Raw genomic sequence first — 19259 nt, 5'->3', positions numbered from 1 at the left:
ATTCGACTTGATATGTGGAAGTCCGAGAAAGGGGCTTGCTTGTTCGAGCTGATCATCCCAGTCGAAGAGCTTGAGGTGCGCTCGCGGAGTCCGCTTTTCGTCGCAGGGAGAGTATGGGTTTCGATCGACGGAGTCGACTTTCCGGGTGCTCGCTGGACTGATTCGCCGATCTCGGTGCTGGGCTCCCTGGAGGCTGCCATTCGGGATGTTCGACGGGGCGAAGTCGGTGAAGCTTATTTCTTCGACGGGCCATATTATTTGAAGATCTTTCCGAAAAATGGTTTCGCTGCATCATCGAAAGTCGACGTGGCGGCGGTCTGCGACCGGGAGCCCGGCGAAGGTGTCGTTCATGTCCAGAGGGCCGTGGACTTGTCGGAAGTAATTCAGAAGTACCAGCTGTCCCTCTCTTCCTTGCGCGAATGGGCGGAGAGCCATGGAGAGGCCGAGATGCTCGCCCTCCTGTCACGCATGCCGTCTTTCGCGGAGAATTGACCCGACAGGTCAGCGATAATCGGTTAAGCGATCATCTTAACAACCCTACGCGTCGGCGGAGCTTCTCGCGGCTCCGTCGACACTTAGATTGCTTTACTTAAGACTATGGCTCCGCTATAGTATGAGTGTTCAGTGTACACAATCCGCAAAGTGGAATTATGATCAAACAAGCAGGATTTTTCGGGAACTCGAACACGGTGACCCTAGCGGACCAAGTATTCACGCGTCACCAGGAAAGCCGGCGGGAGAAGTCGACGAAATTGTTGACTATCTAAGCGATGCCTCCATCCTTGACGAACGCGATGCCGTCATCGGAATCATAAATATACAAACTGATGGCGAATGGGCATGGCCAAGCGATCTAGCCTATTATGTCGAGAAATACAGAGTTGACATCCCAGACGAGTTTGGTCAGCGTATTGCGTATCTCCATAGCCCGCCTCGGCCATCAGTGGAAGAAGTCGCCGCGCTCGCCGATACTTTCTTTGAAAGCATGATTGAATATATAGTCAAGAGTGAAGCCTGCTAATCCAGTGCGTCTACACAGGTTGAACTCATAGAGCCGATCTTGCGATAAAGGGATGTTTTCGATCGTGAGTCCAGCGTGGGCCAGGCGGCGTCGATCGGGTGTGACCGGTACTGGCCTCGATTCGTCAGGGGCTTGTTGACGTTCATCGAGTCCGCAGTCTCGCCCGTTATGTCCCCTGCGCGGTTGGCCAGGCCCGCCCGCCAGGGCGAGCGGGGCGGACGTGGTGGGGGCCACCGTCTCGGCCCGCGTGGGCAAGGTCAGTCTGCGGGCGAGGCCTTCTCAGCGCGGCACGTGCGAGTCGTACGCGCCTGGGGTGGTGCCTGAGCGTGGCCGGTTGGGGCATTGCATCGAGAACAGCACGCCGCGCTGACGCAGGATTGCGTCCCAATGCTCCGTGATGACCATCCACTCGTATCGGTTCTTGACGATCCGGGTGCCGCAGAACGCGCATTTGTTTCCGCAGGTCGTCGATCCAATAGGGTCTTGCTCATGGCCCTGCAGGATAAAAGCGACCGAATTGACCACGACGGGGCAAAGCTGGTCTGGCAGCAAGTGGCTCCGGACATCGAAGCCGAGATCGCCTCTGGTCGGCTCGCCGTCGGCGCCAAGATGCCAACGGAGCTTGAGATGGCGAGCCAGTACGGCGTTTCTCGCGTAACGGTCCGCCGCGCCATCAAGGACCTAGCCGAACGCAGCCTGCTCGTCGTCGTCCATGGGCGTGGCACTTTTGTCGCGGAGGATCATGCCCCACACAGTGACAGCGAAGCTGGAGACTGGACCGCGTAGCGACCTGACCACTCGTCCTTTCGCCGGGGCGATCAGGACGCAGCTCTCCGCGGCGACGCCAGCGGATCCTGAGCTCAATCGACGACCGCGATCGCGTCCACCTCGATCAGGTAGCCTGGCGCGGCCAGCTTTTCGACTCCAAGCAGCGTGTCGGTGGGCTTGTGGTCGCCGAACAGCGCGGTCCTGGCCTCTTCAATGATCGGCAGGTACTCCTGGCGGTGACCGACGACGTAGATCCCGATCCTGGCGACCTGGTCCGGTCGGGCTCCGGCGGCGGCGAGGGCGCGGCCGAGATTGGCGAACACCTGCCGGGCCTGGGCCGCCAGGTCGCCGGGGAAGACAAGGTTGCCCTCAGGGTCGTCCGACATCTGTCCCGCGATGAACACCAGCCGACTGCCGGTCGCGACGATGACGTGGTTATAGGTCTTCGGGTTGTCCAAGCCCTCAGGTTGGATGATTTCCAGAGTCATCGATGCGGGTCCCTTCGTGGGTTGGGAGCAAGGAGCAGCTCACCGGCCCTGCGTGCGCGAGCCGTACGCCGGGCCGAACACCACCAGCAGTGCCAGGTCCTCGGTCACCTCGTCGAACCGGTGCTCCTCCCCCGCCGGTACGAAGATCACCGAACCGGGGCCCACCTCGGCCACACCGTCCGGCGTCACGATCTTGGCCCGCCCCGCGGTGACCACGTAGATCTCGTCCTCGGTGTGCGGGCTCTGGCTGTCGAGCCCGCCGGCCGGGATGCAGTACGTTCCTACCGACAGGTCCGGCACCCTCAGGTGCTCCACCCAGTCGTTGGCCGCTCCAGCGTCGGGCGGCGTCCACTCGCCCGCCCCCTCGATGATCTCCATGACGGAAGCATAGCCATGCACGCTGAAACGGCCGACTCCCGCGTGCAGGATAGCCAGTTGCTGCGGCTTACATCACCGCTACGAGCCCCGCGGAGACCACTTCAAGCGGGCGGCGTTCGGTTCGGCAAGTCGGAGCTGCACAGCGGTCGCGAAAAGGGAAACAGCCGATCGGCATGGTGGTGTCGGTCACGGGGGAGCCGGCCAGCGCAAGCAGGCCCGCCCTTGGCCTTCCAGGCGGTCCGGATGTGGAAGCCGGACCGGGCGCGTTGAGGGCCATGCTCGCCCTCGATCTGCTGGTGCACGCGGGGGCGAAGCCTGCCGCAGTGGTGAGAAGTCAGCTGACCAGTTGCACTTTGCGCAACGTTTTGGCTGCGCTAGTTCCCTTCTCGATCTTCGCCAGAATCGCCTCCATAATGGCCGCGTAGAGGTTGGAGCCCACATCCGCAGTCTCGATGACCTCAGCCAGTTCAAGGCGATCTCCGACCGCAAGGGCGGCCACGACGACCGAATCCTTCATCGCCTGGTCAACCATCTGAGCGAACTCCGCGCCCTCCGCGGGCCTCAGCTTCGCGATCTGATCCTCGGACACCTGCACATAAGCCCAGACGTTGATGTCCCAAGCCTGACCCTCAATGCAGTCGAACAGGAAGGTATGCCCTTGCTGCTCGATGAGGCCACAGGTCGGCCTGTCATGGCGATCGAAGACCTCGATCAACATGGCGTTATCAGCTGGCCGCCACGGCAAGGCTCCGAAGCGGAGATGTACCAGCTCAGGCATCGCCATCCCCCATCCACATCGGTTGACCGAAGCACTCGCTGAAGCGGGCGCTCTCATCGTCTGTCCATTCAGTATTCCCGTCCAGGCTGACGGACACATGGTGGGGGTTTCTCTTCGGAGTGCCTGTGTCCCGCGCCGGCTCATTGCCTCGTCGGAGAAGGTGAAGCCTTTGCGGGACACAGGCACTCTGCCGCAGTTCACTACGACCTGGACAAGGCCGCGTGATCCGCCACTCGACCGTTCAACTCGCTCCTGCGAGCGCTTTGCACGACTACAAGCCAGCGGCGTCGGGCGTCACCTGAAGCAGCTTGTTGGGCGCAAACGACTTGTTGTCCGAGAACTGGTCCTGGTTCTGGTCCTGGTCCTGGTCCTGGCGCTCGACCTGGTGCTGGTTCTGATGGTTGTTGTTGTGGACCCAGAGGCGGGTTTTCTGCTTCAGGCGGCTGTGGTAGCTGTAGTGGTGGTGATGCTTGGGCTTGGCGTGGCTTACGACGGGCTGCTCTTTGACGGGCTGCTTGACGGGCTGTTCCGGCGGGCCTCCGGTGACGTAGGTAGTGATGGGCGCGGCGTAGGCGGTCGAGGAAGCAGCCAGCGTGACGGCGGCAGCGGTCATGGCGACGCTGACTGCGAGAGCCGCGGTCGCAGTCTTGAATTTGGGCATTGAATTTCCCCCAAAGGTTCGGTTGCCCTGTTCTCAATATTTTCCGTACAGGTTGGGAAAATATTGCCGGATGGCGGTTAAATGCGCTATCCGTGCGTTTTCTTTCCGGGATAAGTGTCCAGCAAACGGGGGCTTTCGTGTGTTTGCCTGGTTCTAACGCATCCATGGCCCCACTTGGGCTTTCATGAAATGAAACGAAATGAGGTGACTTGCCGGTTTTATCCGCCCCCGGCGGCGAAAGCTGAGCCTGGATCCGCGTGCGCCGTGAAGCGTGGACGTCATCCTGGGACCGGTCAGGGCGCGGCAGCATGTCGCACGTGGAACATTTACGCCGGAGCGCTCAACGACATCATGGCCGTCTCGCGGAGAGGACTGCTCACTCTCTTAGGCGTGTTCCTGGACGACTCGCGTGAATGTGAGGCTGAGCTCAGCGAGGCGCAACGCGCCTTTATGGCTCAGATCGAAACACGTGCGACCGAATGGTCAGCGGACAACGCACTGTGAAGCATGGTTCGGACGGATCGCTCTTCCAACTGCAGAGGGGCGGACAGCATTGCCACTCGGCAGAGTCATATTCCACACGCTTCGTCAAGAAGTGGCGTTCACGCCGAGCCACTCCAACGCGTCCGTGGCCGAATGGAGGACTGAGATGTGCCCGTCCTCCGGGTACAACCGCAGCTCGGCGCGAGGGCAGCGGCGGGCCAGCCACTCGCCGTGTGAACTGGGCACCACCCGGTCTTGCCCGCCGTGCATGAGCAGCACCGGAGCGGTCACCTGGCCGGGATCGCAGCCCCACGGGGTGACGTACGCGAGGTCGTCGTCTACCAGCCCTCCAGGACCACCCTCCAGAGCCGGGCCGACGACGCTGTCGAACCAGGACCACTCGCCGGTGAACGCCGCGTGATCCACAGGGGCGAACATCTCCGGGTCGTACTCGGCCGTCGCCTCGTGTCGTTCCTTCGCCGCGCGTCCCGCGACGGCGGCACGCAGGGAGGCCTTGCCCGAGGCGGACATGCCGGCGAACCAGTCGAGCCCCTCCGCGCCGTACGGGGCTATGCCAGAAACGCTGACCGCGGCCAAGACCCGGTCGGGCAGCTGGGCGGCGCAGGCCAGCGCGTGTGAGCCGCCGCCCGAGTGGCCCATGACGGCGAACCTGGCGATGCCCAGAGCATCGGCCACCCGCCTGACGTACTCGCCGGCCGACGCCACGTTCCGGCCTCGGGCGGGGGTGGAGCCGCCATAGCCGGGGCGGTCGTATGACACCCAGCGGATGCCAAGCCGGTCCGAGACCGGGAACAGGGGCTCCGGGGGTGTGCCTATGTTGGGCGTGCCGTGATGCCAGAAGACCGTCAGCCGGTCGGCGGCGTCGTCCTCGCCCGCGCTGTCGTAGACATGCAGCGTGCGGTCGCCGCCGAGATCCAGGGACAGTTCTTTCACCATCCGGCGAGCCTAACGACCAGGGAATCCGCGCGCCAGGCGTTCTCACCGGGGCCGTACCGCACGGCCCCGGTGAGGGTTATAGGGCGAGCAGTGCGTTGACCGGCAGGCGGGAGTCGGACAGCGGGCGCATGGCGATGCGGAGCAGCGCCAGCGCGTTGTCGTCGCCCGCGATGCGGTTGGCGCTGAGCTCGCCGCAGGACTGGCAGTGATGGATGATCAGCCACTCCCCGTCCGGGCGGACGGTGACGCTCAGCGCCGCCATCCTGCCCCGGCAGCCCGCCCGCCGGTCCCCCGGGATGCGGTGATCGACGTGCAGGCTGGTTAGACAGTGGGGGCAGTGGTTGCGGTGTGCGGTGCCCGGCGCGATCATCGGTACGTCCAGGCGGCAGCCGACGCAGCGGAACGCGTCGGCGGGCTCCAGATGATGATGCGTGGGCTTGCGTCGTTGCGGCCTCTCCCGGGCCGGGTTCCTCCTGGGCATGTCACAGGTCGCCGAACGCCTCGAGCGGGAACGGCGGCTGCGCGAGCGGGCGTACCGCCATGCGCATGAGGATGAGCTGGTTGTCGTCCCCGCAGATGGGGTTGGACGTCAGCTCACCGCAACGGGTGCAACGATGGATGATCATCCAGTCGCCGGTGCGGAGGACCGCGATCGAGATCGGGATCATCCGGGACCGGCAGTCAGACGGGCCGCCTTCCACGCGGTCGAGCGTGTGCTGTGAGTGCAGACAGCTCGGGCAGTGGTTGCGGCGGGAGCCGTCAGGTGCGGTCGCCGTCACGGTCAGGCCGCAGCGTACGCACTGGAAGGTCTCGGTGTTGACGATGGAACGTGGTTTGCCGTTGGCAGACAACGCAGGTGCTCCTTGCCGAAATGGGTTGGTAAAGGCAGCAAGGAAGTGCGCCTGGGCGAGCCACGCGATGGACGCGGGCACGCCGATGCCGCAGGCGGTCCGGCCCCGGTCAGGACGATCTCAGATGTGGTGAGTCAGAGACGGGTTCGCCGGCAGCACGTCGAGGCGCACGTGGCGCGGTGCCATGCATAAATCCACTCCCTCCAGGCGGCGTTCGCCGCCGGTTCGACTCGGCCACGTGCGAGGGTAGCCGGGCCGAGCGGCGGACGGCCAACGGTTTTCCTGCCGCCTGGTGGAGATCGACCGAATAAGCTTCTAGATTCGGACTCATGGGCATCGGGCTGACCGAGGAACACCTGGCACTGGCCGCCTCCGTGCGGGGGCTGGTGGAGCGGACCGTCGATCACATGGCCCTGGCCGGTCAAGGGCTGCTGGGGCTGCATGTGCCCGAGGAGTGCGGCGGGCAGGGCTATGGGCTGCTGGAGTTGTGCGTCGCGCTGGAGGTGCTGGGTGAGCTGCGCGTCCCAGGTCCCTACCTGCCGGCCGTCGTGGTGTCGGCGGTTCTCGCGCGTTCGGGCGGCCGGCACAAGGACCTGATCAGGGCACTCGCCGACGGCTCGGCGACCGCGACGGTCGTCCTCCCGGCGGACGGCCCGGCCGGCGAGGGCGGGGTGCTCGCGCTGGGGGCGTGCGACGCGGACTTCTTCCTGCTGCCGGTGGGTGACGGCGGCTGGGCGGTGGTGGACCGCGACGACGTCGCAGCCGAGCCCGCCGGCGGCGTGGATCTCGACCGGGCCCTCTGCTCCGTGACGCCGCGCGGGCCCGTCCCCGCCGACCCGCTGCTCCCCCACGCGCCGGTACGGGAGATCGCCGCGGTGCTGCTCGGCGCCGACGCGTGCGGTGTCGCGGCGTGGGCCGTGGCGACGGCGGCCGACTACGCGAAGGTACGCGAGCAGTTCGGTCGGCCGATCGGGCAGTTCCAGGGCGTCAAGCACCGGGTGGCCGCCGCGCTCGTGTCGTTGGAGCAGGCCCGTGCCGCGGTCTGGGACGCCGCCAGGGCCATGGACGCCACCGCCACGCCATCCGCCACCGCCACGCCATCCTCCACCGCCGCCACCACGCCATCCTCCACCGCCACCGCCACCGCCACGCCAACCGCCGCCACCACGCCATCCTCCGCCGTCGGCGAGCCATCCGTCGGCATCGTCGGGCCGACGATCGAGGATGGCATCGGCCTCTCTGACGAGACGCGGTTGGCGGTGGCGGTAGCGGCGGTGCTCGGGGCTGATGCGGCCGTGCGGTGTGCGGCGGACATGATCCAGGTGCTCGGCGGCATCGGCTACACCTACGAGCACGACGCCCACCGTTACTACCGCCGCGCCCTGTCCGACCGCATGCTGGCCGGCGACCCCGGCCCCTGGGCCGAGGAGGCCGCCGGGCTGGCGGTGGCGGGCACGCGGCGCGCGATGGAGCCGGACCTGCCGGAGGAGGCCGCCGCCGTCAGGGACACGATCAGGGCGGAGGCGGAGTCGCTGCGGGCGGAGGAGCCGGCGGCCAGGCGGGCCAGGTTCGCGCGGGAGGGCTGGATCATGCCGTACCTGCCCAGGCCGTGGGGCAGGGACGCCTCGCCGCTCGAGCAGGTGATCATCCACCAGGAGTTCCGCGGCCTCAAGCGCCCGAACCTGGGCATCGCCGCCTGGGCGGTCCCGTCCATCGTCCGGTACGGCACCCGCGAGCAGCAGGAACGTTTCCTGCCGGGCACGCTCAGCGGGGAGATCGTGTGGTGCCAGCTGTTCAGCGAACCGGGAGCCGGCTCCGACCTGGCCGGGCTGTCGACGAAGGCCACGAAGGTGGAGGGCGGCTGGTCGCTGAGCGGGCAGAAGATCTGGACGTCGCTCGCGCAGTTCGCCCACTGGGGCATCTGCCTCGCCCGCACCGCTCCCGAGCGACCGAAGCACGACGGCATCTCGTACTTCTTGGTCGACATGTCCTCCCCCGGGATCACCGTCAGGCCGCTCAAGGAGATCAACGGCGAGGAGATCTTCAATGAGGTGTTCCTCGACGACGTCTTCGTACCCGACGACCTGGTCGTCGGCGCGGTGAACGAGGGCTGGCGGGTGGCCCGCGACACGCTGTCCCACGAGCGTGTCGCGCTCGGCGACTCATGGGGGCCCGGCTCGCAGCACACCGACATGGTCAAGCTGATCACCCGCCTGCCCTCGCTCCGGCAGGCGCAGCGCGAGCAGGCGGGGCGTCTGTGGGCGGAGGGTCAGGCCATCTCGGCGCTCGGCCTAAGGGTGACGCTCTCGAAGTTGTCCGGCGCCGACCCCGGTGCGGCCTCCAGCGTCCGCAAGCTGCTCGGTATGCGGCACGCACAGGCGATCTCCGAGTTCTGCTGGTCGCTGGCCCCGGCCGACCCGTACTGGAACCGCATGATCCTCACCACGCGCGCGTTCACGATCGGCGGTGGGACGACGGAGGTGCAGCTCAACATCATCGCCGAGCGGGTGCTGGGGCTGCCGCGGGATCCGTGATCAGCTCTTGGGATAGTACGGGGCCGCCAGGTGCGCGTACACGATCGTGTTGTCCCGGTAGCTGTGTGCCTGCCGGTCGAACGCCCCGCCGCAGGTCACCAGCCGCAGTCCCGGATAGGCGACCTTGCCGTAGACCTTCTTGGCGGGGAAGCGCGTCTTCGCCGTGTGCTCGACCTTGTCGACGACGAAGACGGCCACCGAGCGGTCGGCGCGCAGCACCTGGACCTGGTCGCCGCGCTTGACCTCCTTGAGGCGGGCGAAGACGGCGGGGCCGCTCTTGGTGTCGAGGTGCCCGGTGATCACGGCGGCGCCACGCTGCCCGGGGACGGGGCCGTAGCGGTACCAGCCGGCCAGGTTCGGGGCGTCGAGCGGCGGGTTCTCGATGGCGCCGCGCGCGTCCAGGCCCAGCTCCGTCAGCGGCGCGGCGACGCCGATGGACGGAATGTAGACGGCGGTGGGACGGGCGGCCTCCATGGGCCTGGCCATCTTGGAGAGCGGCACACCGGTGATCGGCGCCGGGCGTGCGGTCGCGACCGGCGTCGTCTCGGGCTCGCCGCCCACGATGCCGCTCAGCCCGAGCCAGATCAGCAGCGCCCCGGCCAGGGTGATGACGCCCGCGATGGCCAGGATCAGCCGATTTCCGCGAGCACGCGACCCGCCCGCCGCACCAACGCGAGCACGCGACCCGCCCGCCACCTCAGCGCGCGATCTGTCGGCCACCCTAGGCGGCGTCCCGGCTGCGCCGTACCGCGAAACCGGCCAGCCCGGCCCCGGTCAGCAGTGCGGCACCGCCCAGTGCGAACGGCCACACCGCGCCGTCCTGAGTGAGCCCGCCACCGCCGGTCTCCGGATGCCCCTTGGGCACCTTGTGCTCGCGCTCGCCGGCCGGCCGCCACGGGTCCTCATTCGCCTCGGGCCCCGGCCGGGAGGGCCAGGGCTCCTCCTCCGGTGCGGGCGCGCTCGACCAGGACTCTTCGGGTGCGGGGGTACTCGACCAGGTGTCGCCCGGCGAAGACTCATCGCACAGGATCGGCAGCGGAAGGAGGCAGGTGGAGACCACGCCCGGCACCTGAGGGCCGGACTCGGCGGAGGCGGTGCCGATGCCCGCCGCCAGGCTCACTCCTGCGACCACGAATGCCGTTACCGCTCCAGCGGCCGCGAGACGTCGCGCTCTTGCCATGAAGGCTCCCGAATCCGTCGGCTGTTGCCCCCGATGCACGAGAGAGCCTTGCGAACTATTGGACCAAGAGTCAAGTAATGTAACCGAAGCGAAACAGGCAGATACGGAGTGTTTGGTCAGCCGCCGACGTGGCAGAAGTACCCCGTTAGGGGGACAAAAGCCATGACCCATCCACAACAGCCCGAGCTTCGCAGATCAGGCAAGGCGGCTACCGACTCCACATCCGCCCACGCCATACCTGAGACGAAGAGCGGCTCCAAGCGGCGGACCATCCGCCCGCACGGATCCGACAAGGGCGCCAAAGGTGGCGGCAAGGGCGGCGGCGTGCCTCCCGGCCAGCGGTCGCCGTATCCGGAGTGAGGACAGAGGTGAAGGGAAGCCTGCAGTTCATCGGCAACGCCACCACGCTGATCCGCTACAACGGCTTCACGCTGCTGACGGATCCGAACTTCCTGCATCGGGGCCGGCGAGCGTACCTGGGGTACGGCCTGAGCTCGCGCCGCCTCACCGACCCCGCCGTGGAGATCGAGGACCTGCCGACCCTGGACGCGGTGGTGCTGTCCCACATGCACGGCGACCACTGGGACCGGGTCGCCCGACGGGGCATCGACCGGGACACGCCGATCATCACCACGACCACGGCGGCACGCAAGCTGCGCTGGCGCGGCTTCCGCAGCAGCGTGGGCTTGGAGGAATGGCAGCAGCACAAGCTACGCGGCCCCGGTGGCACCCTCGTGATCACCGCCCTGCCCGCCAGGCACGCGCCCGGTGCGGCCGAGGCGCTGCTGCCGCCGGTGATCGGCACGATGCTGGAGTTCTGCAACCAGGACGAGCGCGTCGAGCTACGCCTCCACATCAGCGGTGACACCCTGCTCGACCGCCGCCTGGACGCGATCCCGCGCCGCTTCCCGGAGATCGACCTGGCCCTCGTCCACCTGGGCGGCACCAAGCTGTTCGGGGCGCTGGTCTCGATGGACGGCGAGCAAGGCGCCTCATGGGTGGACGTGATCAACCCCAAGACGGTCGTGCCGGTGCACTACGACGACTACCCCGTCTTCAGTTCGCCGCTGAACGACTTCCGGCGGCACGTCGAGCAGGCCGGGCTGGCCGACCGGGTGGTCTACCTGGAGCGGGGTGAGACCCGAGAGCTCGCCCCGCACCGGCTCATCCGCCGCTGATCCGCGGCGGCGCCTCAGCCTGCCGCGAGGTCGCGGCGGCTCAGGCCGTACAGACCTAGGCTCGTCAGCGCCGCGGCGAGTACGACCAGCACCACCGTGGCAACCGGGGCGAACGCCCCCAACGGGTGCCAAGGAAGGTGGGACAGCACCGACGTGTTCGTCACCCATCCCGGCAGGCCCCAGTAGGACCCCAGGACCTGGACGAACCCGCTGTACACGAGCACGGCCCAGGCCACGGTCATGGCCCGCGGGGCGAGCCCCAGCAGCGCGACGGGGACGGCGAGCAGCACCAGCACCTCCGGGATGCGGAGCAGGCTCGCCCCGATGGCCTCTCCCACGAGGCCGAGATCGCCGGTCGACGCGGCGGCGCCGATGCCGAGCGCGGCGCCGTACACCGCCAGCAGCATGACCCCGGCGAGCGCGGAGACCAGCAGAGATGACCCCAGCCACGTCGATCTGCCGGTGGGCCCGGCCAGCACGGGACCGATGCGGCCGCGCGCCTCCTCTCCCCGGAGCCGGCTGATCGACAGGACCGCGAAGACGCCGGTGTAGAGGGAACCGGTGAACACCATGAGGCTGATCCAGGCTCGACCGTAGTCAGCCCCGGTGAAGATCGGGAGATCGGTGTTCGACATTCCACCGGTCATGCCGCCCAAGATGAGGCCGACGGCGAGAAAAGCGGCTCCCCACCAGCCGATCGCCGCCTGCTGAAGTCTCAGGGCGAGCGTGAACGGCGAGCGCAGCCAGGAAGGCGCCGAGGCCCGGCCGGGACGGGGGGCGACCAAGGCGGCACCGAGATCCCTGTGGCTCGCCAGCGCGTAGGCGCCCGCAACCAGGAGCCCGGTGAGCAGGGCCGAGAGGACGAGTGGCCACCAGCGCTCGCCGGCCAGCACCCGGGTCTGCTGTGACCAGCCGATCGGCGACAGCCAGAACAGCGGACCACCCTCCTGGCTCTGCATCGCACCCGCGCCGCGGAGAATCCACGCCGCGAAGAGCGCTGCGCCGGCGAGCCCGCCGGCGCCTCTCGTGTGCTCGGTGATCTGGGCGGTCACCGCGGTGACCGCGGCGAACACCAACCCGGCCGCGGCAAGCGAGGCACCGAACAGCAGCGCGCTGCCGGCGGGAAAGCCTATGCTGATCGCCGCGGCGGCGGTGCAGACCGCGAGCACGACATCGCCGATCAGGGCGACGATCAGCGCCGCGGTGAGCTGGGCGTGCCGGCCCACGGCGGCCGCCCGGATGAGTTCGGCCCGGCCCGTCTGCTCTTCGGCCCGGGTGTGCCGGGTGATGAGCAGCACGTTCATCAGCGCAGCGGCCAGCAGGAACTCCACCCAGTAGGCGGCGAGGAAGTAGCGTTGTGAGGTGACGTCGCCGAAGAGTGGCCCGCCCAGCACCCTCATGAACGAGGATGTGATCAACTGCGCGGCTTCGGCCATGGCCTCCGGCGTCGGGACGACCGTGGTCACGGCCGCGTAGTAGAAGCGCGGGACGAGGATCGTGATGGCGAGCACCCAGATGGGCAGCTTGATCCGGTCGCGGCGCAGCGCCAGCCGTACCATGGCGCTGGTGCCGGTCAGCTGGGTGCCTGCCGCCGTCGATCCGGTACGGTCGCGCGCTGGGAAGACGGTGGTGGTCATGCCGCCTGCCTGCCACCGTAGTGCCGGAGCATGAGCTCCTCGAGCGTCGGCGGGTGGCTGACCAGCGACTGGATGCCGAATCCTGTGAGGTGCCGGACGGCGGCGTCGAGGTGTTCGGCGTCCACGCTGAAGCGTGCGCTCCCGTCTTGGATCTGCACGTTGTGGATGCCGGGTAGCCGGTCGAGCCCGGCGACCGGGGAGGCGGTGCCGGCCACGATCGTGGTCCGGGTCAGGTGCCGCAGCTGCGCCAGCGTTCCCGACTCCACGACCTTCCCGTCCCGAATGATGGTGATGCGATCGGCGAGGGTTTCGACCTGGGCGAGGATGTGGCTGGACAGCAGGATGGTGCGGCCGGCGGCTTTGGCTTCGGCGACGACCTGCTGGAACACCACCTCCATCAGCGGATCCAGCCCGCTCGTGGGCTCGTCGAGGATCAGCAGCTCCACGTCGGCGGACAGGGCGGCGACGAGGGCGACCTTCTGGCGGTTGCCCTTGGAGTAGGTTCGCGCCTTCTTCGTCGGATCGAGCTCGAACCGCTCGATCAACTCGTCCCGGCGTCTTGTGCCGAGCCCGCCGCGCAGCCGGCCGAGCACGTCGATGGCCTCGCCTCCAGTGAGGTTGGGCCACAGCTCCACATCGCCCGGCACGTACGCCAGCCGCCGGTGCAACGCGACGGCATCGGCCCAGGGGTCGCCGCCCAGCAGCCTGGCGCTGCCGGAGGTGGCGCGCATCAGGCCCAGCAGGATGCGGATCGTGGTGCTCTTTCCCGCCCCGTTCGGGCCGAGGAAGCCGTGCACCTCTCCGGTGTCCACGGTGAGGTCGAGCCCGTCGAGGGCGCGTGCAGGCCCGAAGTCCTTGACGAGCCCGGAGGTGGCGATTGCCGGGATCATGGGTTTCTCCGGCCGGTTACCCGTGCGTCGAACTCGCGGTCCGGGAGGGATCTGTTGAGGCTCAGGAGAGCTTCGGCCTGCCAGCCCACGACGTAGCGGGTGTCCGGTCGGTCCGACTCCACGGCCTGCCGGATCGCCGTCGCGACGACGTCGGGGTCTGAGGCCGGGTTGTCCTGGCTCAGCTGAGTCTCGGCTGCGTGTGCCATGGCCTCGGCCATCTGCCGGTAGGCCCCGTTTCCCGAGATCTCCCGCAGTTGCCGCGCGGTTCCGGCCTCGAAGTCGGTCTTGATGATGCCGGGCTGGATGACGACCACGTCGATGCCGAACGGCTCGACCTCCATGCGGAGCGTGTCGGAGAAGGCCTCCAGGGCATGCTTGGAGGCGTAGTACCAGGCGCCGAGCGGCAGGGCGATCTCGCCGCCGATCGAGGACACGTTGACGATCGTGCCCGATCGCTGTTGCCGCATCCGTGGCAGCACCAGCTGGGTCAGCCTTGCCGGAGCGAACACGTTGACCTCGAACTCGTCCCGTGCCATCGCCATCGGCGTGTCCTCGACCGCGCCGTGTACGACGGCGCCCGCGTTGTTCACCAGGACGTCGATCCGCTGGTGCTGGTCCAGGATGGTACGGACGACCCGCTGGAGATCTTCTTCCTTGGTCACGTCCATCGGCAGGATGTGACCGCCCGCTTCGCGGATCGCCGCCATTTTCTGCACCCGCCGCGCCACGCCGTAGACGACGTGGCCGCCGCGCAGGAGCTCGAGTGCGGTGGCGTGGCCGATGCCGGATGAGGTGCCGGTGACGAGACATATCTTGGCAGCCATGCCGGGGATCTCCTTGGGATTTCGACGCTGTCCGGGGGCGCCCACTGTTCACGTGCAGAGAAAGCTACGGCTGCGTTCGAACATGCGGCAAGTGATGTTCGGCGTTACCGCAGCTCAAGCGGCAGCAATTGGCGCAACGACATTGTCGGCTAATGCAACAACCGCGATGCCGTGTCGCAATCAGTCATGCCTGGGGACATACTTGGGCAGGCGCGCGACGAGGGAGGACCGATGCCAGGAGGGCGCCTGACGTACGAGGATCGCCGCAAAATCGCCGAAGGACTGGCGGAAGGGCTCGCCTATGCGGAGATCGCCCGCCGCCTGGAGCGGCCGAGGTCGACCATCGGCCGCGAGATCGCACGCAACGGCGGCCCGCACGGCTACCATGCGGCCCGCGCCCAGCAGGCGACCGGATGGCGCGCCCGCCGCCGGCCGAACCCGCCACTGAGCACGCCGGCCACCGCGCACGCCGACGAGCGTGATCCCCTCGCGGTACGGGAGTACGAGCAGAAATTGACCGGGCTGATGTCAGGAGGGTGGCCGCCGATGGCGGCCAGGGTGATGGTCTGCCTGCTCACCAGCGATTCCGGCAACCTGACCGTCGCCGACCTGACCGAGCGGCTGCGGGTCAGCCCCGCGTCGATCTCCAAGGCCGTCGGCGCGCTCGAGCAATTGGGGCTGGTCAAACGCGAGCGTGACAACCGGCGCGAGCGGTACCTCATCGACGATGAGGTCTGGTACCGGGCGTGGTTGGTAGGCACCCGGTCGATGGCGCTGTGGGCCGACACCATCCGGGAAGGCGTCGACGTCCTCGGCGCCCAAACCCCCGCCAGCACCCGGCTCAAGACCGCAAGCCGGTTCTTCGACCTCCTCAGCCGCGACATGGCCCAGGCGGCCGAGCATTATCGCCAGACCTTCTCCGGCCCTGGCGACTGATCAGCGCATCGGCACCCTGGAGCAGTTGTTCGTCCACGCGACGGCTTTGGACGTGTTAGCCGGCGTTCCTGGCCCGGCTCGGCTGGACCCGCATCGGCTCCCCGGGCATCTTCGGGTAGTTGGGCGGGTACGGCATGTCGCCGCGTTCGTCCTTGGCGTACATCTCCAGCAAAGGCTCGATCGAGTACGGCCGGTCGTCGATGTCCGCGTGCACGTCGCCCACCTCGGCGAAGCGGGCCGGCACCGTGCGGATGTCGAAGTCGCGCGGCTCGGCGTCCGCCAGCTCGTCCCAGGTCAACGGCGTCGACACGGGCGCGTGCGGCTGGGCCCTGATGGAATAAGCGCTGGCCACCGTGCGGTCGCGGGCGTTCTGGTTGAAGTCGATGAAGACCCGCTCCCCGCGCTCCTCCTTCCACCACGCCGTGGTCACCAGGCCCGGGTCCCGCTCCTCGACGGCTCTGGCCAGGGCGATGCCGGCGTGGCGGACCTGGATGAAGTCCCAGCGCGGCTCGATGCGCACGGCTATGTGCGCGCCCCGGTTGCCCGACGTCTTCACGAACCCGGTCATCCCCAGCTCGCCCAGCACTTCCCTGGTGAGGAACGCGGCCTTGCGCGCGGCGTCGAAGTCCAGGCCCGGCTGCGGGTCCAGGTCGATGCGCAGCTCGTCGGGGTGCTCGACGTCGGAGGCCCGCACCTGCCAGGGGTGGAAGTCGATGGTGCCCAGGTTGGCGCAGTAGGCGATGGCGGCCACCTCGGTGACCCGCAGGGACTGCGCCGTCCGCCCGCTCGGGAACGTGACGGTGACCGACTCGAGCCAGTCGGGGTGCTTGGGCGGCATGCGCTTCTGGTAGATCGCCTCGGTCTGCACGCCGTCGGGGTGGCGCTTGAGGTTGGTCGGCCGGTCCTTCAGCGCCCGCAGAGCGCCGTCGCCGACGCTCACGTAGTACTCGACCAGTTCGCGCTTCGTGGCGCCGATCTCCGGAAAGTACACCTTGTCGGGGTTGGTGACCTTTACGGTCCGCTGGCCGACCTCGAGCTCTATGAACGGCGATGCCATGCCCCCGAACCTACCGCTTCCGCGCAAGGAAGTGCCGTCACCCGAGGAGGGAATGCCGTCGCCTGGCGAGGGAGTGCAGAGCAGGGCGGGCCCGCCCCGGAGCCGCCTCGGTGGCGGGACCGAGGGCTCGACGGGGCGGGCCAACAGATCGTCCCTCGCCGTCCCGGGCGCTGGCGCGCCACCCGGTCGGCCGCGACGATCCCCAGCGGCTCCAGCACGGGCGTGGGCTGTGCCGCTTGGCGGGATCTGCGGACGATCTCACCCCTTGGCAGGAGGCGATGACACCCCCTTGCCTACAAAGACGCGAATTCTTCCCAGAATGGATGCTTCACCCTGCGAAGATCTCTTTTTGCCTGATCTCTAGTTGCTCGGATCTCGTACTCTTAACGTATGGAAAAGGTCGTCAAGAGCGAGGCCGAGTGGCGGATCCAGCTTGCCCCCGAGGAGTTCCACGTCCTCAGGGAAGCCGGGACCGAGCGCCCGTTCACGGGGGAATACGTCGACAGCAAGACCGAGGGCGTCTACTCGTGCCGCGCCTGCGGGGCTGAGTTGTTCCGGTCCGACACCAAGTTCGAGTCCCACTGCGGGTGGCCGAGCTTCTTCGCGCCTGCCGACTCCGACGCGGTGACCCTGATCGAGGATCACAGTCACGGCATGGTCCGGACCGAGGTCCGGTGCGCCCGGTGCGACTCGCATCTGGGGCACGTGTTCCGCGGTGAGGGGTATCCGACTCCGACCGATGATCGCTACTGCATCAACTCGGTCTCGCTGCGGCTCGAGCCCAAGGCGTGATCGATTCGCGACTCCGCGTACCAACCTCCTGCCACGGGTAAAGTCCCCGCGTGTGGTTCCTCCATCTCCGCCACCGGTGGGTGGCGATAGAGACCATTGGTCGCATCGTGACCCAGCGGTGCGAGGTGTGCACGAAGACACGTGTGCGAGTGCGGTGACTACTCAGTCCGGCGCAGGGTGGGTGACGCTGCAACTCCGGTCGGAGGGGCCGAGGATGTTGGCGAGCACCGGGTTGCCGTTCCCCCCGAACCTGGCCTGCACGAACACCACCGGCTTGGCCACCCCGGCGGCCTTCAGGTAGGCGAGGCCGCGCTTGCACAACGTTATGGCGTGAGGGGAATTGTGTGCCGTTTCTGGTAAATCGGTATAAATCCGCAAATATCCGCCGATGGTACGAATGTCTTTGAGGCGTTTCAGCGCCTTGTCATCCGGGCCCCAGTGCGTACGGAAATACTCCGCCGCCCGCCGGTCCGTGTGCGGCGAGGGCCCGTCGGCGCGGTAGCCATCGGTGTCGTCCATCCCCGGCACGAGCAGCACCGCCTCCTCCGGGGCCTCCTCTGGCGGCGCCGAACCCTCGACCACGTCAGGATCGGCAGAACCCTCCACTACGTCGGGACTCTCTTCCCGCACAGGTTTCTTGGTCTCTTTCGGCACGGCCTGCTCGACCTCGCGCGCCTTGGCCTGCGCACTCGACCTCGGGCTCGCCGCGCCCGCCCGGCCGGGCAGCGCCGCGGACGGGCTCGCCTCCTCCGCCCGTGCGTGCCGCCCGGGCTGCGCCGGCAACCCGGAGGCCACCGGTGCCCCGCCGAAGATCCCGTTGGCGCCCAGCAGCCCCGCCACCCCGCCGGCCAGCGCCAGCGCCCCCAGCAGCAGCAGCCCCCGCCGCCCGGCACGGCGACGCCGCCGCCCGTGCCGTGAGCGACCCGCAACGTGCCGACCGGCCGGGCCCCGTCTGCGGCCCGGCCCTCCGGATGTCTCCACCCGCCCCTCCTTGCCCCCGTGGAACGTGCCACCGCACGTCACATCCCACGAACAAGGGATTTCCCTGATTGTGACAAAGGGGGTAGATCACTTCAGTTGGATCGCCAACTTGGATCTGACTCTCCCCCGATCAAGGACGCGGGGCTCGGGCCCGCGGATTACGGCAGGGCAGCGACCAGCTCGCGGACCGGCTTGCGGGCGCCGGTGTAGAACGGGATCTCGATGCGGGTGTGACGGCGGGCCTGCGCGCCCCGCAGCGTACGCATCAGGTCGACGATCCGGTGCAGCTCGTCGGCCTCGAACGCCAGCATCCACTCGTAGTCGTTGAGCGAGAAGCAGGACACGGTGTTGGCCCGCACATCGGGATAGTCGCGCGCCATCCTGCCGTGCTCGGCCAGCATGGCCCGCCGCTCGGAGTCCTCCAGCAGATACCACTCGTACGAGCGGACGAACGGATAAACGCTCACATACGCCCGCGGCTCCTCCTCCGCGAGGAACGCCGGAATGTGCGACTTGTTGAACTCGGCCGGCCGGTGCAACGCCATCGCCGACCACACGGGCCTGCTGTGCCGCCCGAGCGTGGTGCGGCGGAACCTGGCGTAGACGTCCTGCAGGTCCTCGGGCGTGGGCGCGTGCCACCAGAACATGTAGTCGGCGTCGGCCCGCAACCCGGCCACGTCGTAGACCCCCCTGGTCACGACGTCCTTGCCGGCCGCCTGCTCCAGCAACTCCTCGACCTCGCCCGCCAGGCCGTCGCGGTCGACGGGACACGGCTCGGTCACCTGGAAGACCGACCACATCGTGTAACGGATCACCTGGTTGAGATCGCGGGCCTTGAGCCGCGGAGCTGCCTCTGTCATGGTTC

General features: G+C 67.9%; 22 protein-coding genes. 7 read left to right on the top strand and 15 right to left on the bottom strand.

Features of this window, described 5'->3' with window-relative positions; all coding sequences use genetic code 11:
- Positions 1 to 39 precede the first annotated feature (39 nt).
- The gene (locus ACTWPT_RS10815) at positions 40 to 492 is read left to right on the top strand and encodes a hypothetical protein (protein ID WP_443177145.1); all 453 of its coding nucleotides are present in this window, start codon (positions 40 to 42) and stop codon (positions 490 to 492) included.
- Positions 493 to 1510: 1018 nt separating this feature from the next.
- Entirely contained in the window at positions 1511 to 1807 is a 297-nt protein-coding gene (locus ACTWPT_RS10810) for a GntR family transcriptional regulator (protein WP_443177144.1), read from the top strand.
- 74 nt (positions 1808 to 1881) lie between these two features.
- Here the strand turns inward: ACTWPT_RS10810 and ACTWPT_RS10805 are convergent, their stop codons facing one another.
- The 7 genes from ACTWPT_RS10805 to ACTWPT_RS10775 all read right to left on the bottom strand — a co-directional run bounded on the left by ACTWPT_RS10805 (position 1882) and on the right by ACTWPT_RS10775 (position 6385).
- Positions 1882 to 2277: a RidA family protein gene (locus ACTWPT_RS10805; protein ID WP_443177143.1), complete on the bottom strand. Its 396-nt coding sequence runs from the start codon at positions 2275 to 2277 to the stop codon at positions 1882 to 1884.
- Positions 2278 to 2316: 39 nt separating this feature from the next.
- Positions 2317 to 2655 (bottom strand): cupin domain-containing protein, encoded by a 339-nt coding sequence (locus tag ACTWPT_RS10800; RefSeq protein ID WP_443177142.1) that lies wholly within the window; start codon positions 2653 to 2655, stop codon positions 2317 to 2319.
- Positions 2656 to 2989: 334 nt separating this feature from the next.
- Entirely contained in the window at positions 2990 to 3439 is a 450-nt protein-coding gene (locus tag ACTWPT_RS10795) for a hypothetical protein (RefSeq protein WP_443177141.1), read from the bottom strand.
- Positions 3440 to 3704: 265 nt separating this feature from the next.
- Positions 3705 to 4094: a hypothetical protein gene (locus ACTWPT_RS10790; RefSeq protein WP_443177140.1), complete on the bottom strand. Its 390-nt coding sequence runs from the start codon at positions 4092 to 4094 to the stop codon at positions 3705 to 3707.
- Positions 4095 to 4682: 588 nt separating this feature from the next.
- The gene (locus tag ACTWPT_RS10785) at positions 4683 to 5534 is read right to left on the bottom strand and encodes an alpha/beta fold hydrolase (RefSeq protein WP_443177139.1); all 852 of its coding nucleotides are present in this window, start codon (positions 5532 to 5534) and stop codon (positions 4683 to 4685) included.
- Between the two features lie 76 nt (positions 5535 to 5610).
- A complete protein-coding gene (locus ACTWPT_RS10780) occupies positions 5611 to 6015 on the bottom strand; it encodes an RNHCP domain-containing protein (RefSeq protein WP_443177138.1) in 405 nt (134 codons plus the stop codon).
- Position 6016: 1 nt separating this feature from the next.
- Entirely contained in the window at positions 6017 to 6385 is a 369-nt protein-coding gene (locus ACTWPT_RS10775; RefSeq protein WP_443177137.1) for an RNHCP domain-containing protein, read from the bottom strand.
- A gap of 329 nt (positions 6386 to 6714) precedes the next feature.
- Between ACTWPT_RS10775 and ACTWPT_RS10770 the strand changes: the two genes are divergently transcribed.
- The gene (locus ACTWPT_RS10770; protein ID WP_443177136.1) at positions 6715 to 8919 is read left to right on the top strand and encodes an acyl-CoA dehydrogenase family protein; all 2205 of its coding nucleotides are present in this window, start codon (positions 6715 to 6717) and stop codon (positions 8917 to 8919) included.
- Here the strand turns inward: ACTWPT_RS10770 and ACTWPT_RS10765 are convergent, their stop codons facing one another.
- On the bottom strand, positions 8920 to 9639 hold the full coding sequence (locus ACTWPT_RS10765; protein WP_443177135.1) for a class F sortase: 720 nt from the start codon (positions 9637 to 9639) through the stop codon (positions 8920 to 8922). It lies immediately after the preceding gene.
- Position 9640: 1 nt separating this feature from the next.
- Positions 9641 to 10099 carry a hypothetical protein gene (locus tag ACTWPT_RS10760; protein WP_443177134.1) on the bottom strand — a complete coding sequence of 153 codons (459 nt, stop codon included), beginning with the start codon at positions 10097 to 10099 and terminating at the stop codon, positions 9641 to 9643.
- 162 nt (positions 10100 to 10261) lie between these two features.
- Here ACTWPT_RS10760 and ACTWPT_RS10755 point away from each other — a divergent pair, with 162 nt between their 5' ends.
- Positions 10262 to 10459 carry a hypothetical protein gene (locus ACTWPT_RS10755; protein WP_443177133.1) on the top strand — a complete coding sequence of 66 codons (198 nt, stop codon included), beginning with the start codon at positions 10262 to 10264 and terminating at the stop codon, positions 10457 to 10459.
- Between the two features lie 8 nt (positions 10460 to 10467).
- Positions 10468 to 11277, top strand: a complete 810-nt coding sequence (locus tag ACTWPT_RS10750; protein WP_443177132.1) for an MBL fold metallo-hydrolase — start codon at positions 10468 to 10470, stop codon at positions 11275 to 11277.
- A 14-nt stretch (positions 11278 to 11291) separates the two neighbouring features.
- On the opposite strand, the gene ACTWPT_RS10745 is transcribed toward ACTWPT_RS10750, so the two are convergent.
- The 3 genes from ACTWPT_RS10745 to ACTWPT_RS10735 are packed head-to-tail and all read right to left on the bottom strand — an operon-like array spanning position 11292 to position 14628.
- Entirely contained in the window at positions 11292 to 12914 is a 1623-nt protein-coding gene (locus ACTWPT_RS10745) for an ABC transporter permease (RefSeq protein ID WP_443177131.1), read from the bottom strand.
- Positions 12911 to 13804, bottom strand: a complete 894-nt coding sequence (locus tag ACTWPT_RS10740; protein ID WP_443177130.1) for an ATP-binding cassette domain-containing protein — start codon at positions 13802 to 13804, stop codon at positions 12911 to 12913. The genes ACTWPT_RS10745 and ACTWPT_RS10740 overlap by 4 nt, the downstream gene beginning before the upstream one ends.
- Positions 13801 to 14628: an oxidoreductase gene (locus tag ACTWPT_RS10735; protein WP_443177129.1), complete on the bottom strand. Its 828-nt coding sequence runs from the start codon at positions 14626 to 14628 to the stop codon at positions 13801 to 13803. The genes ACTWPT_RS10740 and ACTWPT_RS10735 overlap by 4 nt, the downstream gene beginning before the upstream one ends.
- 231 nt (positions 14629 to 14859) lie before the next feature.
- On the opposite strand from ACTWPT_RS10735, the gene ACTWPT_RS10730 reads away from it, so the two are divergent.
- Positions 14860 to 15564 (top strand): helix-turn-helix domain-containing protein, encoded by a 705-nt coding sequence (locus ACTWPT_RS10730; protein WP_443177128.1) that lies wholly within the window; start codon positions 14860 to 14862, stop codon positions 15562 to 15564.
- Between the two features lie 55 nt (positions 15565 to 15619).
- Here the strand turns inward: ACTWPT_RS10730 and ligD are convergent, their stop codons facing one another.
- Entirely contained in the window at positions 15620 to 16621 is a 1002-nt protein-coding gene (gene ligD, locus ACTWPT_RS10725; RefSeq protein ID WP_443177127.1) for a non-homologous end-joining DNA ligase, read from the bottom strand.
- 390 nt (positions 16622 to 17011) lie between these two features.
- On the opposite strand from ligD, the gene msrB reads away from it, so the two are divergent.
- The gene (gene msrB, locus ACTWPT_RS10720; RefSeq protein WP_443177126.1) at positions 17012 to 17413 is read left to right on the top strand and encodes a peptide-methionine (R)-S-oxide reductase MsrB; all 402 of its coding nucleotides are present in this window, start codon (positions 17012 to 17014) and stop codon (positions 17411 to 17413) included.
- A 162-nt stretch (positions 17414 to 17575) separates the two neighbouring features.
- Here the strand turns inward: msrB and ACTWPT_RS10715 are convergent, their stop codons facing one another.
- Both ACTWPT_RS10715 and hemQ read right to left on the bottom strand, forming a co-directional pair.
- The gene (locus tag ACTWPT_RS10715; protein ID WP_443177125.1) at positions 17576 to 18394 is read right to left on the bottom strand and encodes a hypothetical protein; all 819 of its coding nucleotides are present in this window, start codon (positions 18392 to 18394) and stop codon (positions 17576 to 17578) included.
- Between the two features lie 158 nt (positions 18395 to 18552).
- Entirely contained in the window at positions 18553 to 19254 is a 702-nt protein-coding gene (gene hemQ, locus ACTWPT_RS10710; protein ID WP_443177124.1) for a hydrogen peroxide-dependent heme synthase, read from the bottom strand.
- Positions 19255 to 19259 lie beyond the last annotated feature (5 nt).

The sequence above is a fragment of the Nonomuraea sp. 3N208 genome (assembly GCF_052245935.1).
In the GTDB taxonomy this organism is placed as follows: Bacteria; Actinomycetota; Actinomycetes; order Streptosporangiales; family Streptosporangiaceae; genus Nonomuraea.
The sequence above is the reverse complement of the archived record's forward strand: the minus strand, read 5'-3'. Positions and strand labels throughout refer to the sequence as shown.